Source organism: Trichlorobacter lovleyi, assembly GCF_015239775.1.
GTDB classification, from domain to species: domain Bacteria; phylum Desulfobacterota; class Desulfuromonadia; order Geobacterales; family Pseudopelobacteraceae; genus Trichlorobacter; species Trichlorobacter lovleyi_B.
The window spans coordinates 1,651,105-1,666,186 of sequence record NZ_CP058409.1; the positions used below are offsets into that span (position 1 = coordinate 1,651,105).

Annotated in this window: 13 protein-coding genes; 7 read left to right on the forward strand and 6 right to left on the reverse strand. The window is 54.2% G+C overall.

Annotation, left to right across the window (positions count from 1 at the left end; translation table 11 throughout):
• Nucleotides 1-2: 2 nt before the first annotated feature.
• From hisS to FY034_RS07645, 5 genes are all read left to right on the forward strand, one after another.
• Nucleotides 3-1,262, forward strand: coding sequence for a histidine--tRNA ligase (hisS, locus tag FY034_RS07625; protein WP_265554898.1), 1,260 nt, complete (start codon nt 3-5; stop codon nt 1,260-1,262).
• Entirely contained in the window at nt 1,259-3,016 is a 1,758-nt protein-coding gene (locus tag FY034_RS07630) for a c-type cytochrome (protein WP_265554900.1), read from the forward strand. The genes hisS and FY034_RS07630 overlap by 4 nt, the downstream gene beginning before the upstream one ends.
• Nucleotides 3,013-4,080, forward strand: a complete 1,068-nt coding sequence (locus tag FY034_RS07635) for a hypothetical protein (protein WP_265554902.1) — start codon at nt 3,013-3,015, stop codon at nt 4,078-4,080. The genes FY034_RS07630 and FY034_RS07635 overlap by 4 nt, the downstream gene beginning before the upstream one ends.
• Before the next feature lie 142 nt (nt 4,081-4,222).
• Nucleotides 4,223-5,686 carry a tetrathionate reductase family octaheme c-type cytochrome gene (locus tag FY034_RS07640; RefSeq protein WP_265554904.1) on the forward strand — a complete coding sequence of 488 codons (1,464 nt, stop codon included), beginning with the start codon at nt 4,223-4,225 and terminating at the stop codon, nt 5,684-5,686.
• A gap of 94 nt (nt 5,687-5,780) precedes the next feature.
• Nucleotides 5,781-6,197, forward strand: coding sequence for a hypothetical protein (locus FY034_RS07645; RefSeq protein WP_265554906.1), 417 nt, complete (start codon nt 5,781-5,783; stop codon nt 6,195-6,197).
• Between the two features lie 12 nt (nt 6,198-6,209).
• Here FY034_RS07645 and FY034_RS07650 read toward each other — a convergent pair whose 3' ends face one another.
• From FY034_RS07650 to rsmD, 5 genes are read right to left on the reverse strand one after another with little or no spacing between them, the layout of a single operon-like run.
• Nucleotides 6,210-7,355: a PilZ-like domain-containing protein gene (locus tag FY034_RS07650; RefSeq protein ID WP_265554907.1), complete on the reverse strand. Its 1,146-nt coding sequence runs from the start codon at nt 7,353-7,355 to the stop codon at nt 6,210-6,212.
• Between the two features lie 15 nt (nt 7,356-7,370).
• Nucleotides 7,371-7,571, reverse strand: coding sequence for a DUF1858 domain-containing protein (locus tag FY034_RS07655; protein ID WP_012469823.1), 201 nt, complete (start codon nt 7,569-7,571; stop codon nt 7,371-7,373).
• A 57-nt stretch (nt 7,572-7,628) separates the two neighbouring features.
• Nucleotides 7,629-8,828 carry a pyridoxal phosphate-dependent aminotransferase gene (locus FY034_RS07660; RefSeq protein WP_265554908.1) on the reverse strand — a complete coding sequence of 400 codons (1,200 nt, stop codon included), beginning with the start codon at nt 8,826-8,828 and terminating at the stop codon, nt 7,629-7,631.
• A gap of 40 nt (nt 8,829-8,868) precedes the next feature.
• Nucleotides 8,869-9,363, reverse strand: coding sequence for a pantetheine-phosphate adenylyltransferase (coaD, locus tag FY034_RS07665; RefSeq protein ID WP_265554910.1), 495 nt, complete (start codon nt 9,361-9,363; stop codon nt 8,869-8,871).
• Nucleotides 9,353-9,922, reverse strand: a complete 570-nt coding sequence (rsmD, locus tag FY034_RS07670; RefSeq protein ID WP_265554912.1) for a 16S rRNA (guanine(966)-N(2))-methyltransferase RsmD — start codon at nt 9,920-9,922, stop codon at nt 9,353-9,355. The genes coaD and rsmD overlap by 11 nt, the downstream gene beginning before the upstream one ends.
• A gap of 191 nt (nt 9,923-10,113) precedes the next feature.
• Between rsmD and FY034_RS07675 the strand changes: the two genes are divergently transcribed.
• Nucleotides 10,114-11,007 carry an HDOD domain-containing protein gene (locus FY034_RS07675; RefSeq protein ID WP_265554913.1) on the forward strand — a complete coding sequence of 298 codons (894 nt, stop codon included), beginning with the start codon at nt 10,114-10,116 and terminating at the stop codon, nt 11,005-11,007.
• A gap of 26 nt (nt 11,008-11,033) precedes the next feature.
• Here the strand turns inward: FY034_RS07675 and FY034_RS07680 are convergent, their stop codons facing one another.
• On the reverse strand, nt 11,034-12,356 hold the full coding sequence (locus FY034_RS07680; protein WP_265554914.1) for an HDOD domain-containing protein: 1,323 nt from the start codon (nt 12,354-12,356) through the stop codon (nt 11,034-11,036).
• 177 nt (nt 12,357-12,533) lie between these two features.
• Between FY034_RS07680 and hrpB the strand changes: the two genes are divergently transcribed.
• Nucleotides 12,534-14,933, forward strand: a complete 2,400-nt coding sequence (gene hrpB, locus FY034_RS07685) for an ATP-dependent helicase HrpB (protein WP_265554916.1) — start codon at nt 12,534-12,536, stop codon at nt 14,931-14,933.
• Nucleotides 14,934-15,082: the final 149 nt, after the last annotated feature.

Below are 15,082 nucleotides of genomic sequence, written 5' to 3' on the forward strand. Positions count from 1 at the left end.
CGATGAGCATAACCGGTATCAAGGGGTTTAATGATCTTTTGCCTGCAGAATCAGGGCTTTGGCAGTTTATTGAACAGACGGCACGGCAGGTCTTTGCACGCTACGGTTTTAACGAGATCCGTGTGCCGATTGTTGAGAAAACCGAGCTGTTTTGCCGTTCCATTGGTGATAGCACCGATATTGTCGAAAAAGAGATGTATACCTTTATGGACAAGGGGGGCAGCAGTCTGACCCTGCGGCCTGAAGGAACCGCCAGCGTGATGCGGGCATTGATCGAGCATAAACTGTATGCCCTGGATAGTATCAACAAACTCTACTATATGGGCCCCATGTTTCGCCACGAGCGTCCCCAGAAAGGCCGTTACCGTCAGTTCCATCAGATCGGTGCCGAGGTGACCGGTGCTGCGGACCCGCTGATTGATGCCCAGGTGCTGTTGATGGTCAGCCGTCTGTTTCATGAGCTCGGCTTGACCGAGCCGCGGCTGCAGATCAATTCATTGGGATGCCCTGCCTGCCGTCCGGCCTATCGGCAAGCCCTGGTGGCCTTCCTGGCAGAACGCCAGGAAGCGCTCTGTGAGGACTGTCGTCGCCGCCAGGGGACCAACCCCTTGCGGGCTCTGGATTGCAAGGTTCCGGGATGTATCGAGGCCACGCAAGGTGCCCCTGCCATGGTCGAACATCTCTGCAATGAGTGTGATCAGCATTTCAGCATGGTTCAAAATTATCTGACAGCTGCAGAGGTGCCGTTCAGTCTCAATCCCCGTATGGTCAGGGGACTTGATTACTACACCCGTACCACCTTTGAACTGGTAACCGGCCTGCTGGGTGCTCAGTCAGCGGTGGCAGCCGGCGGGCGGTATGACGGCCTGGTGGAACAGCTTGGCGGGCCTGCGGTACCTGGTATCGGTTTTGCCCTTGGGGTGGAGCGGGTGGCATTATTGCTTGGCGACCGCAGTTTTGAAAAAACGCCGGATCTCTTTATTGCCGTCATGGGAGATGCCGCCCGGACAGCAGGTTTTCGTCTGATGGCAGCCCTGCAGGACCAAGGATTCTGGGTGGAGACCGATTGCGAGGGAAAAAGCCTGAAAAGCCAGATGCGGCGGGCTGACAAGCTCAAATCCCGTTACAGCATTGTGCTGGGAGATACCGAACTGGTTGCCGGTAGTGGAACATTAAAGCGGATGGCGGACGGTAATCAGCTTGCAGTAGATCTTGAAGCAACATCTATCGCGGCAGCTATCACAGGAGGTGGGCAGACATGAATTACCCGGTCTGGTTTGTTCCGACGTTTGGTGGCGGTCTGCTGATCGCGCTGGTGGCTATTGTGCATGTCTTTGTCTCCCATTTTGCGGTGGGGGGCGGGCTCTATCTGGTCATGGCCGAGCGTAAGGCTATCAAGGAAAAGAGTCAGGCAATCATGGACTTTGTCAAAAAGCATACAAAGTTTTTTATGTTGCTGACCATGGTCTTTGGCGGTCTGACCGGTGTTGCCATCTGGTTTGTGATCTCTTTGATCCACCCCGCTGCCACCTCGCTGCTGATCCATACCTTTGTGTTTGGCTGGGCAGCAGAATGGGTCTTTTTTCTGGTGGAGATCGTGGCCCTGTTTGTCTACTTCTATGCCTTTGGCAAGATGGACGACCGGACGCATCAGACCATCGGCTGGATCTATTTCGGCGCTGCCTGGATGAGTCTGTTCCTGATTAACGGTATCATCGACTTCATGCTGACCCCCGGAACCTGGATCAGCAACAGTAATTTCTGGTCCGGCTTTTTTAACCCCACCTTTTGGCCTTCACTGTTTTTCCGCAGCTTTATGAGCTTTATGCTGGCCGGCTGCTATGGCTTTCTGACCGCCACCTTCCTGAAGGATGAAGCGGCCAGACACCGGATGATCCGCTATTCAGGTGTCTGGGCGCTGGTGTCGCTGATCCTGTCGGTACCGGCTGGCTGGTGGTATATCTCGGTGCTGCCCGACAAGGCGCGCAGCCTTGTCGGTGGTGCTTCACCCACCATTGCCCGTGCAACTACTGTGGGTGCCTTTTCCCTGGCTGCCCTGGCGGGGCTTCTAATTACACTGATTCTTTTGAATCCCAAGGCTCGTATCCGTAGTTTGATTGTGATTGTGATGATTGCAGCCATGGGATACATGGGGGCTTTTGAGTGGACACGGGAGGCAGCCCGGCGCCCTTATGTCATCAATGAGGTGATGTACTCCAATGGTATCCTTAAAAAAGAGGTGGAGCGGATCAATCAGGAAGGCTTTTTAAAAAATGCCAAATGGGTACAGCACAAGGAAATTACCGAAGCCAATCGGCTTGAGGCAGGTCGTGAGCTGTTTCTGCACCAGTGTTTTGCCTGTCACAGTGTGAGTGGTTTTAACAATGATATTGTCAGCCGCACTAAAAACATGAGCTATGGTGCTATGCGTAAGTATCTGGCTACCATTCATGAGAAGCGCTACTTCATGCCACCTTTTGTGGGAAATGAGAGCGAGTTGAAGGCGCTGGCTGCCTACTTGACTGCAGGGCTGCATAAAAAACCATTGGCGGATGATGGTGGCGCTGTTGGTGATCGCGGCACTGTTCTGTACGAAGAGAACTGTGCTGCCTGCCATAGTGCCGAAAGTATCAAACCTAAGATGAAGGGTTGGGAACTGGCAAAGATACGTGCAGCACTGGATAAACTGCCGGCCCTTAACCCCGCCATGCCGGATTATAATGCACCTGCTCCTGACAAAGATGCAGTGGCCGGCTATCTGTTCAGTCTGAATAACCCAGGCACCGATTCTTCTGTCAAGGATCAGGGGGCCACCTTGTACGAGGAAAATTGTGCAGCCTGCCACAGTCTTGATCAGATCAAGCCAAAGATGGCCGGTTGGCCAAAGAAGAAGATTCGTTCTGCCCTTGATAAGCTGTCGGCGCTCAATCCAGCCATGCCGGATTATTCGGGAACCGCTGTTGAAAAAGATTTTCTGTCTGACTATCTGGCTAAATACACAGGAGGTGCCCAATGAGTCCGGCAAGCCTGATTCCCGTTGCTGACACCTTAACCGCCCCGAATGGCTGGTTTCAGTTTTTTCTAATGCTGACCTTTCCCCTGCACCTGTTTGCCATGAATGCCATGCTGGGGGCCGGACTGGTGGCCTTTATCAGCCATCTGTATCCAGGACGGGCATACCATGAGCTTTCCCATCAATTGGCCAAGGCGTTGCCGTTTCTCGTTGCTTTTACCGTCAATCTGGGGGTAGCCCCGTTGTTGTTTGTCAACGTGATTTACGGTCATCTGCTGTACTCAAGCACCGTATTAATGGGGCTGTATTGGCTAGCGGTGATTCCGATCCTGATCGTTGCCTATTATCTGACCTACATCTATGACTTCAGTTTTAGAAAGCTGGGTAATCTGGCCATGTTCGTACTGCTGGTAGTGTTGGCGCTGTTGCTGACAGTCGGCTTTATCTTTTCCAACAATATGAGCATGATGATCGCACCAGCCAGCTGGAGTCGCTGGTTTGCCACTCCTGGCGGTACCCTGCTGAATCTGGCTGACCCAACCTTGATGCCTCGCTATCTGCATATTATTACCGGCTCGCTCGCTGTGGGCGGCCTGTTTACCGCGTTGTATTCAACGACACTGTTGAAGTCTACCCCTGAAGTCTCCGAGGTGGGCCGGAAACTGGGTATGCAGCTTTTTACATGGTTGACGCTGTTGCAACTTGGCGTCGGAACCTGGTTTCTGCTGTCTCTCCCCAAGGCAACCATGTTACGGTTTATGGGGGGAAGTCCTATTGCAACAGCCTTGCTGGTAATCGGTGTGCTGTTGGCTGTGGCAACGCTGCTAACCGGTTTCAAGCAGCTGGTCCTGCCTACTGTCTGGCTGACCCTGCCGTTGGTCTATGTCATGTCATTTATGCGTGATGTTGTTCGAGGCAATTTCTTGGCCCCCTATTTTGACCCGACCACTGTGCCGGTACAGGTACAGTGGTCACCGTTAATCTTTTTTCTGATGACCCTGGCGCTGGGGATTGGACTGGTCGCATGGATGCTTGTTAGATTAAAAAATACTAAAAAAGCCTGTTAAAACGGACTTTAATGGTCTTTTGTCGCTGTATACAGATTGTTGACATCAAGATATAGATATGTTCTTATACAGCGGTTCTATATGCCATGCTCGACACGGTGTCGGGCTCACTATACGCAGGAAGAACGAAAGGGGAATGGGTATGAAAGGTGTACGGACGGTTGTGGCTGCAGCATCAGCCGCACTGCTTCTGGTTGCATCCATGGCGTTTGCCGGGGTTGATCACTCGGACTTCGTCAAAGGACCTTTTACAAAAGGTCAGGACGTGACTAAACAGTGTCTTGAGTGTCACGACAAGCAGGCGACAGACTTCATGAAGACCACTCACTGGAATTGGAAGGGTACTCCTAACCATGTCAAGGGGATGGAGAAGAGCACCAAGGAGTATGGTAAGTTTAATATGATCAACTCCTTCTGCACCACGGTATTTAACGGTAAGGATGCCAAACCGATGGAATCCTGCGGCAAGTGCCATGCCGGTTATGGTTGGACCCGTAGCAAGTTTGATCATAATGATAAAACCCGTGTAGACTGTCTTGTCTGCCATGCCCAAAAGGGCAATTATGAGCGTGCTGCTGTTGGCTGCGATATTGATATGAAGGCCATTCAAAAAGGCTCCATGGACCTGGATAAGGCAGCAAAATCAGTTGGTAAGCCGACTCTGCAGAACTGCGGTTACTGCCACTTCTACGGTGGTGGTGGTGATGCCGTTAAGTCACCGGGGCTTGATTCAACCTTGCTGGCTGCCGACAAGAATGCAGATGTTCACATGGCCAAGAAGGAAAAAGGCGGTGCCGGTCTACTCTGCCAGGATTGCCATAAGACCAAGGATCACAAGATCGCTGGCGCTTCCAGCATGATGGCTCACTACGATGCCCGTGTAAACTGCGCTGATTGTCATACTGGTGCTAAAGCCCCCCACCAGAAGTCAAAGAACAAGGTTATCCTTGACAAGCATACCGCTTCTGTAGCTTGCCAGACCTGCCATATTCCTACTATTTCCCGCGGTCAGGCTACCAAAGTTGGCTGGTGGTGGTCTGATACCGGCAAGCATATTGAACCTAAGGAAGAATTTGATAAAGAAACCTTCCAGAAGAAAAAAGGCACTTTCAAGTGGAACATGAACTATGTTCCTACTTATGCTTGGTATAACGGCTCTATGGAACGCTATATGGTTGGTGATAAGATCAAGGATCCTTCCAAGCCGGTGGTTATGATCAAGCCGGTTGGCGACATCAAGGACAAGACTGCCAAGATTTATCCTTACAAGTTCTACGAAGGTAGCCAGCCGATGGATGCCAAGTTCAAGTACCTGAATACCTTCCAGCAGTATGAGTCTCTCTGGAAGCACTATGATTGGGAAAAAGCGCTGAAAGATGGCGGTCAGGATCTTGGCCTGCCCTACAGTGGCAAGTTCCAGTTTGTTAAGACAGTTGCCTGGTTGGCAGCTCCTCATGAGGTTGCTCCGAAAGAGCAGGCACTGCAGTGCGGTGAGTGCCACATGGGTGCCAAGCGGATGGACTGGGCTGCTTTGGGCTACAAAGGCGACCCAATGCAGGTTGGCGGCCGTTCGGTAGAAAAGGCTGCAAAGAAGAAAAAGAAGTAAAACACCGCTTGTCAGTGTGAGAGAAAGGCCGTCCGATATTGTCGGGCGGCCTTTTTTCGTGCTAGAGTTTTTTACAGCAAAATGGGAGGCGGCGATGGATAAAAACATACTTGCCGTAATGGTTATGATTATCCTGTTAGGTACCGGTTGTGCGGCAAAAAGGCCGGTACTCTATCCCAATGAGTTGTATCGGTCTGGAGGTGCGGAAAAGGCACGTCAGGAGATTGATAGCTGCCTGAAGCTGGCTGAAGAAGCTGATACACAAGGGCGCCTGGCTGAGGAGGTTGCTGCAAAAACCGGTAAGTCGGCCCTTGTCGGTGGTGCGACCGGTGCCGTGGTTGGTGCCATTACCGGATCTGCCTTGCGGGGAGGGCTGATTGGTGCTGCCGCCGGTGGCACTGCCGCGTTGGTGAGCAGCGCCATAAAAGCCCCTGAGGACTCTCCTGTATTCAGGCGGTTCGTTGAGCTCTGCCTGTATGAGAAGGGGTATCAGGTTCTGGGCTGGCAGTAAAACGCCATCAACCTATTGACCTTGGGAAGGGGATCTTCCGATCTTCTTGAGATATTCGCTAAATCCCTTTTCAAAGATCAGTTCAATCTCATTTTTGGGCCGGTTTTCTGCGTAATTTTTGAAGTATATCGTCAGGCCGATCAGGGCAATGATAACAATGCCAACGGTGAGGATAGTTTTGAGCAACAGCTTCAGCCGTTGCTCCGGGGTGACATCAGGCTGGGGGGCTTCCGGACCACTGCGGAAGAGATAGTGCTCCCGCATCTGTCTGATACGTTTCAGTTGGACATTTGAGATGTAGCTGACAATGGCATCCCGCTCTCGTTCTTCAATAAACTTGAACTTGAGCCCGGTGTTGTAGCTGGTGCGGTTGAACTGCTTGCTGGCAGCATAGTTTTCATTGGCAAAGGCAACAACACAAACGGCATCGATTATCTGTGGCTCTGGTTCGCTAGGCAGAAAAATCTCAAGCGGTACCAGGGTGCCCTCTTCAAATTTGTGGTGTAACAGCATCCGGACACCACCGCCGCTGATGTTTGCAGCCAGTGGGATGACATCATCCCAGCTGTGATCCCTGCTGTCATCTTCGCCTTGATCAGGTTGTTCAAGGCCTTCTCCGCTATCCTCCCAGTTGCCCTCATCGCCCAGTTCTTCTGAGGGGAGTTCTTCGGTGTGAGGGGCTTTCCGAAGGCGTTCCCAGGGTTTTTTTTCCTGCTGTCTGCGCTCCATTTCCGCTGCAAGGCGCGCCTCCCGCTTCTCTTTCCAGGCGACCTTCAGTTTTACTTCGCTCTGTTCACTGCTGATGAAGTATTTGATCGGCAGGAAGGCGTCAATCCGGTAGAACTCCCGCAGCTCAGAGGAGACGATCTCACCGATCAGCCTCAGCAGTACTTCGCGTCTGAAACCCTCGGTAACGATGATGGCACGGCATGAGTAGCCGGAGACCTCGTTGCCGGTCCGGATATCCAGGATGGTGCCGACTAAGAGCTTGACGCCTGCAGGGAGTGTGTCGCGGGAGAGCTGGAGAGAAACCAGGTCTTCATCAATGGAGTGGATGATGGCCCAGTCATGAAACGTGTCGCCACCGGGCACCGGGATGCCGACGTTGACCTTCAACCCGACAGGAAAATGCTCAAGGTATTGATCAAAATCGCTCATGGCGGCTCCGGTAAATCAGGCAGGAGTGATGACGGTACGGTTTAGTTCTTCCAGTAGGGCCTCGATATCAAGCTTGTGGTGCCCGGCCCCATGTTCAAGTGTTTCCAGGTCGGCTATCTGGCATTCATAGCATTCCAGCCCGTGGCGGGCAAAGACCTGAACCGTGGCAGGGTGTTGCCTGATGATATCGCCGATAATCATATCTTTGGTGATCATAGCCGGCCTCATGACGGGTAAAAAAAGGGGACGCAGAAGCGTCCCCTTTTTGATGAACTAGTTCAGGTTCTTGATCGCTTCTTCAATGCGATCCATTCCCTTTTTGATGTTTTCCATGCTGATGGCGTAGGAAAGGCGGGCGTAGCGGTCATCACCAAAGGCGACACCGGGAACCAGGGCCACTTTTGCTTCTTCCAGCAGGTAAGCGGCAAAGTCGGAAGAGGTCTCGATCTTTTTGCCGCCCGGCGTTGTCTTGCCGTATACCCCTGAAAAGTTGGGGAAGACGTAGAAGGCGCCGTTTGACTTGAAGCAGGAAACACCTGGCATGGCGTTCAGCCGCTCCACAATGTAGGTACGGCGCTTCTCGAACTCGACGCACATGGCGGCAACCGGCTCCTGAGGACCGTTCAATGCCTCAACCGCGGCCTTCTGGGCAATTGATGTGGCGTTACTGGTTGACTGGGACTGCATCTTGGTCATGGCGCCCATCAGCTCTTTGGGGCCACAGGCGTAGCCGATCCGCCAGCCGGTCATGGCGTAGGTCTTGGAAACTCCGTTGACCACAATGGTCCGTGATTTCAGGGCCGGTACCACCTGGGCAATATTGTAGAAGCTCAGGCCGTCATAGATCAGGCGCTCATAGATATCATCGGCAACAACCAGCACATGCTCATGCTTCAGCAGTACCTCACCCAGCGCAGCCAGTTCTTCTTTGCTGTAGGTGGAACCGGTCGGGTTGCAGGGTGAGTTCAGGATCAGGTAGCGGGTCTTGGGGGTGATCGCCTTGTCAAGCTGCTCAGGGGTGATCTTGAATCCGGTAGACTCGTCAGTCATGATGAAAACCGGTGTGCCGCCGGCCAGTACGATCTGGTCAGGGTAGGAAACCCAGTACGGACCGGGGATGATAACTTCATCACCCTCCTGGATCAGGGCCTGGGAGATATTGTACAGGGTGTGCTTGGCACCGCAGGCTACGGAGATCTCGTCACGGGTATATTCCAGATTATGATCCCGCTTCATCTTGGCGATGATGGCGTCTTTCAGGTCATCGGCGCCGCCAACCGGCATGTAGCGGGTAAAACCGGCGTCAATAGCCTTCTTGCCGGCTTCGCGGATATTTTCAGGGGTGTCAAAGTCGGGCTCACCGGCCCCGAAACCAACTACGTCAACCCCTTGGGCTTTAAGGGCCTTGGCCTTGGCATCGATGGCAAGGGTAGGGGATGGCTGGATTTTGTTAACGCGATCTGCGAGTTTCATGTTGCCTCCTTAGGCTGATTGGTGATGTTTGAAACAAACATTATCGGTTTAAACCGTATTTCTGCTGCATGGCAGTTTTTACTTCCGGTGGTACAAAGCTGTCAACCGGGCCCCCCAGTGAGCAGACCTCTCTGACTATTGATGACGAGAGATAGCCGTACTGAACCGAGGTCATCATAAACAGGGTCTCAATATCGCGGCCAATGGTGCTGTTCATCTGGGCAATCTGGAATTCATACTCAAAATCGGAAATGGCCCGCAACCCCCGGATGACGACATGGGCTTCTTTTGAAGCTACATAATCTATCAGAAGGCCGGTAAAGGTGTCAACGGAGACCCGTGGTTCGTCCTTCAGGACGGTTTTAATCAGGTCAACCCGCTCATCGATGTTGAACAGGGCATTTTTCTGGGAGTTGCGCGCAACAGCCACGATCACATGTTTGAAGATCTTCAGTCCGCGCTGGATGATGTCAAGATGACCATAGGTAATCGGGTCAAAAGAGCCGGGGTAGATGGCAATGCGGCTATGGGGCATGGCGTTGCTCCATGGTGTAGAGTTCAAGGGCGGTATCGCCGTAGATCCGTCGGTCCGAGCGGTTACAGGGGCCGATCCGTTCAGGTAGCGGCGTGCGTGCTGACGCTTCTGCAACCACCAGACCGCCTGCAGCAAGCAGTGCCGACCCCACCAGCTCAATCACCTTTTGATGCAATCCCGCCTGGTAGGGGGGGTCCAGCAGTATCAGGTCAAAACAGACCTTTTGCCGCACAAGGCGTTCAAGGGCCTGCAGACAGTCAAAAGGTAGCACCTCGGCACGATCGCTGAAACCGGTATGTCCCAGATTCAGACGTAATGACTCAAGGGCATGCCGGTCTTTTTCGATAAAAGTGACCTGTTCTGCGCCTCTTGAAAGCGCCTCGATGCCAAGGGAACCGCTTCCGGCAAACAGATCGAGTACCCGCATGCCATCCAGACGGCCAGCACTGTCCAGCAGACTGAAAAGTGCCTCTTTGACACGGTCACTGGTGGGACGCGTCGTGGTTCCGCGGGGGGCTTTCAGCCTCATCCCCCTGGCTTTTCCGGCAATAACCCGCACATGCAGCCTTTCGTGAACAGTCGTGCCTGTTTATGCAGCAAAAACAGGTTAAATTCCACTTTTTTAATCAATCGGTACCCTACCCGACGCAGTAGAGGCTGTCAAGGAACGAAACTACCCTTTTCAATACCGTTAACAGTCTGCTATAGTGCACGAACAATAATACGATTTGACTGGTTTCTGGAGTTTACATGTCCATGAGTTTGACCCCGCTGAGCACTGCCCAAGCTATCATGAAGACCTTCAAAGTCCTTCCCACAGTACCGGCTGCGGCCTCACGTGCCATACAGCTGTTGAATGAATCTGAAGTTGATATGGGTGAGGTGGCTGATATCCTGCTGGCGGACCAGGTTATGGCCGCCCGGGTGATCAGGATTGTCAATTCACCGCTCTACAAGCTGCTGCAGGAGATTGACTCTGTGCGTCAGGCCCTGATCTATCTGGGACCGCAGCGGGTGTTTGAAATCATTCTGACCTCATGCTTTCTCGAGCTTACGGACTCACAGAGCCGGACTCCGTTAAAGATGCAGTACTGCTGGGAACATGCCTTTGGTGTTGGCCTGGTAGCCAAAAAACTTGCCTCTTTCAGTGATGATATTCCACAGGATCAGGCCTATATTGCCGGTATTTTACATGATATCGGGGAGGTCATACTCAGCCAGCAACGTCGTGACGAATTCACCCGTGTGCTGGTTCTGGCACGTGAGCGGGAGTTGGATCTCTATCAGGCTGAGATGGAGGTCTTTGGCACCAGCCATGCTGAAGTAGGGGCCCTGTTGGCTGAGCAATGGCGCTTTCCTGAGGTCTATATTGATGTCATCAGGAACCACCATGGGCCGCAGGGTGACAGCATGTCCGCCTTGACCCGCCTTGTCCATATTGCGGATCAGATCTGTCTGAACGTCGGATTCTGTTGTAAATATGAAAATGCTGAACAGCGTGAAGGCCAGGTCTATGGTGTTGATATGCTGGAGCTGGAACGGCAGTTGAGCGGCCTGGGGGTCAGGCGGCTGTCGGACTTCCGTGCGTCGTTGGCGGAGCTGGTGCAGCAGGTCAAGCAGACCGTTGAGTCGATCTATGGCTGATGCTCGGGGCTGACGGCGATCCCTGTCTATCCCGGTGAAAGGATGCTGTCGATTTCCCGGTCAAGCTCTTCAAGGTGGTCTGAAAACGGTGCTACCCATTCACTTGAATGGGCTGCCAATGCTGAGACCACATCATCCGGCAGCGGGGATTCGTTCTTTGCCAGCTGATCGGAAAGATAGATAATCTGCACCAGCTGCTGATGAGCCTCGGCTTTTTCCGGTAGGTGGTGGTTTTTGATGACTTCTTGTATCTCCTCAGAAAAATTCCATTTTTTGGCCACCAGCGCCCCCAGGGTGGTGTGGTGTACCCGCATCAGGTAATCCCGCTTTTCCTTGTCGAGATCGTACTTTGAGAGCATCTCCAGCATCACGATCCAGCCGATGTCATGCAGCAGTCCGCAGACAAATGCCTGGTCATGGTTTCCTCCCATGTCCCGTGCCAGTTGCTTGGCAATCATGCCTACCATCATGGAGTGGTGCAGGATCTGCTCGATCTCTTCGGCATGCTGAGGCGAGAAGCCGCTGAGGGCGTTGACCGTAACAATGCTCATCAACGATTTAAGGCCCATGTACACCACGGCATCGCGCAGGGTGCCAACCTTGCCGCGCCTGCCATAAAATGGCGAGTTGGAGACCCGCAGGATTTTGGAGACCAGCAGCGGGTCGGTCAGGCATTCAATAATCTGCTCAATGGTGAGTCCCGGACTGTTGATCTTGTCCATCAAGAGCTGCATTTCGGTGGGCAGCGGCGGGATATCCAGGGCACCTTTACGGATCAGGTCGTAGACCTCGTTCAGCACCGGGTCAAGACTTGCCAGCTCGATCAGGCGGGCCTCATCAATCTGAACGGTAGAGTCCAGCAAAACCTTGGTCGGTTTGATATTGACCGGGCTGCAGAGGACAGCAGCCGGGAGAAAATCGCTGAAACGGAACGAGCCGGTGCGCCAGGCCAGGGAGGTTGTCAGCGATTGTTCAGCCAGGGTGGAGATCAGTCCTCCCAGGTGCTCAAGTGGGATGCCTTCTTCACTTGAGAGCAGTCCGATAAATGAGATCCCCAGCTGTTCAGACTGCTTGAGGGCCTCCATGATCCGTTCCATAGAGAGGCCGAACTGATCCCGGATTGCATCATATAGCTGCTGACCCTCCTGATCACACCAGACAAAGATCAGCCTTCCGTCCTGAAAGAAAAAGCGGCGGGTATACTCATCATTGGTGACAATCAGTGTCCCTGACTTTTTGGTGCCTTCAATCCACTGAATCAGGTCACTGAGTGACATCAGGCTCAGACTTCCCTCAATGGATCGGGTGAGCCGCTCATCATTCTGATTGCTGAAGGTGGGCTGCATCATGACACTGGCCTCACTTGTTTTATCTGTTGATTGAGGGGGGATATGCATTAGTATAACGCTATCTATGGAGCTATGCAAAGTGCTTTGTCATTTTCATACCTGCTGCTGCAGGAAGGCGGTCCCTGCAGATATTCGCCTGCTGACCGGCCGGCAAACGCCAATACAGGACATACGGAGATGACATCAGGAACCCTTCCGATTGACCATGTCCTGCCTCAACTGCTTGCCACCCTGCAGACGCATGCCAACATCGTGCTGTCTGCCCCGCCGGGAGCAGGCAAGACTACCCGTGTGCCTTTGGCGTTACTGAAGATCATCCCCCCGGGTAACGGCCGGATAATTATGCTGGAGCCTCGCAGGATTGCTGCAGTCTCCGCTGCCCGCTATATGGCTGCCTCACTGGGAGAGCAGGTGGGACAGACCGTTGGCTACAGCATCCGTTTCGAGCGCAGGCTGTCAGCGCAAACCAGGATTGAGGTGGTGACGGAGGGGATTCTGACCCGTCGTCTGCAGGAAGATCCTGAACTTGCCGGTGTTGCCTGCATCATCTTTGATGAATTCCATGAACGATCCATTCATGCTGACCTGGGGCTGGCCCTCTGCCTTGAGGCCCAGGCTGCCCTGCGCCCTGACCTGAAGCTGCTGGTCATGTCTGCCACCCTTGATTGTGCCCCGTTGGCGAAGCTGCTGGGAGATGCCCCGATCCTATCGTCAGAGGGCCGTTCTTTTGCCGTGGATGTGCGTTATCTCCCTGCCGCAAGCCGGCAACAGTCGCTGGCCTGGCAGATGGCCGGGGCTATCAGGCTGGCCCTGCGTGACAATCCTGGGGACCTGCTGGCCTTTTTGCCCGGCAGCAGTGAGATCAGGGCTGTCCAGCGTGAACTGGATGGCAGTGTTGATGGCATGATCTGCCCCTTGTATGGCGATCTTCCCTTTGTGCAGCAACAACAGGCTATTCAGCCGGGAACGAGCAGGCGGGTGGTGCTGGCCACCAATATTGCCGAGACCAGTCTGACCATCAATGGCGTCCAGATTGTGGTGGATAGCGGGTTGTCCAGGCGATTGCAGTTTGATCCGGGCACCGGCCTTGAACGGCTGGTGACGGTGCGGGCATCCCGGGCATCCGCCCTGCAGCGTACCGGCAGGGCGGGCCGTACCGGCCCGGGGGTCTGTTATCGTCTCTATGGTGAACAGAGCTTTCAGGCCATGACACCGTTTACTCCACCAGAGATACTGACCGCAGACCTGGCGCCACTTGTACTTGAGTTGGCTGCCTGGGGGGCGACGCCAGAAGAGCTGGCCTGGCTTGATCAACCGCCTGCAGCACATCTGGCAGCAGCACGAGTGTTGTTGCAACTGCTGGGGGCTCTGGACCGGAATGGTGCAATAACCAGGCTTGGGCGGCGCATGGTGCGTCTGCCGCTCCATCCGCGTTTGGCCAGGCTGCTGATTGCCGGCCAGGAACTGCAACTGCTGCCCGCGGCCTGCAGATTGGCGGCAGAACTCTCAAACCGTCCATCGGCCCTGACAGCGATCGAACAAACAGAACAACAGCTATTGCAATTGATGGGGGGACGAAGGGAGCGCGGCATCCAGCCGTCTACTGATGCAGTGCGCGCCCCGCTCTTGATCCTGGCCTGGCCGGACCGGATCGCCAGGCGGCGTCCGGGGGACGAAGGACGCTACCTGCTGGCGTCTGGCCGTGGTGCTGTCTGCAGGAACAGCCAGGCAGAGTTGCTGGTGGCCCTGCAGGTGGATGGGGGCGATGGCGCTGAAGGGGTCATTCATCAATCAGCAGCAATAACTGTTGACCAGCTGCGTCAGACCGTGCCGCAGCTGATTATCCGGCAGCGCTCAGTCAACTGGGATCAGGCCGCTGCGCGGGTCTCTGCAACGGAGCAGGAACAGATCAGGGCGGTTGTACTCTCTTCGCGCCAGGTTGTGGCCGACGATGCCGAGGCAACAGCATTGTTACTGGAACAAGTGCGTTGTCAGGGGGTAGGGCTGCTGGGCTGGTCGGATACGGCCCGGCAACTGCAGTCCCGGGTAATGCTGGCGTATCGCCTGCTGCCGGAGGAGGGCTGGCCTGACCTGTCTGACACCTGGTTGTCTGAACACCCGGAACAGTGGCTGGCAAGCCGGCTATCCGGTCTGCGTTCCCAACAGGAGCTGGGGCAACTGGCAATACTCACTCTGTTACAGGAGCTTCTTGGCTGGAGGTCGTTACAATTGCTGGATTCTGTTGTGCCTGTTGAGCTGGCTGTACCCAGTGGCCGTCATGTTCGTCTGGACTATACGGCCGATGAAGGGCCGGTCTTGTCAGTTAAGCTGCAGGAACTGTTCGGTCTGGCCGAGTCTCCCTTGATCTGCCGTGGCAGAAGGGCGGTGCTGGTGCATCTGCTTTCACCGGCCGGCCGGCCGGTGGCCGTTACCCGTGATCTGCGGGGATTCTGGGGACGGGGCTACCAGGAGGTGCGCAAGGAGCTGCGGGGCAGGTATCCCAAGCATCCCTGGCCTGATGACCCCTGGAATGCGGTGGCGACCCATCGGACAAAGAAAGCGTTGGAAAATGCCTGAAAAGGATGGTGCCATACTACAGAGAAATCAAGCAGCAGTTCCGTTCCGGCAGTTAAGCTGATCCAGCTGCGTGCGTGGTCTGAGACACCGGAAAAGGCGATCAGTACGGTAGTGCATCTGGATGCTATTTCCTTGATGGCGATGATCCC

Bases quoted from the DNA above. Each gene is read 5' to 3' on its own strand.
- FY034_RS07650 (WP_265554907.1), bottom strand. From the start codon at position 7,355: ATGAGCGATTTTGATCAATACCTTGAGCATTTTCCTGTCGGGTTGAAG.
- FY034_RS07630 (WP_265554900.1), top strand. From the start codon at position 1,259: ATGAATTACCCGGTCTGGTTTGTTCCGACGTTTGGTGGCGGTCTGCTG.
- FY034_RS07660 (WP_265554908.1), bottom strand. From the start codon at position 8,828: ATGAAACTCGCAGATCGCGTTAACAAAATCCAGCCATCCCCTACCCTT.
- coaD (WP_265554910.1), bottom strand. From the start codon at position 9,363: ATGCCCCATAGCCGCATTGCCATCTACCCCGGCTCTTTTGACCCGATT.
- FY034_RS07680 (WP_265554914.1), bottom strand. From the start codon at position 12,356: ATGATGCAGCCCACCTTCAGCAATCAGAATGATGAGCGGCTCACCCGA.
- hisS (WP_265554898.1), top strand. From the start codon at position 3: ATGAGCATAACCGGTATCAAGGGGTTTAATGATCTTTTGCCTGCAGAA.
- FY034_RS07655 (WP_012469823.1), bottom strand. From the start codon at position 7,571: ATGATCACCAAAGATATGATTATCGGCGATATCATCAGGCAACACCCT.
- FY034_RS07640 (WP_265554904.1), top strand. From the start codon at position 4,223: ATGAAAGGTGTACGGACGGTTGTGGCTGCAGCATCAGCCGCACTGCTT.
- FY034_RS07675 (WP_265554913.1), top strand. From the start codon at position 10,114: ATGTCCATGAGTTTGACCCCGCTGAGCACTGCCCAAGCTATCATGAAG.
- hrpB (WP_265554916.1), top strand. From the start codon at position 12,534: ATGACATCAGGAACCCTTCCGATTGACCATGTCCTGCCTCAACTGCTT.
- FY034_RS07645 (WP_265554906.1), top strand. From the start codon at position 5,781: ATGGATAAAAACATACTTGCCGTAATGGTTATGATTATCCTGTTAGGT.
- FY034_RS07635 (WP_265554902.1), top strand. From the start codon at position 3,013: ATGAGTCCGGCAAGCCTGATTCCCGTTGCTGACACCTTAACCGCCCCG.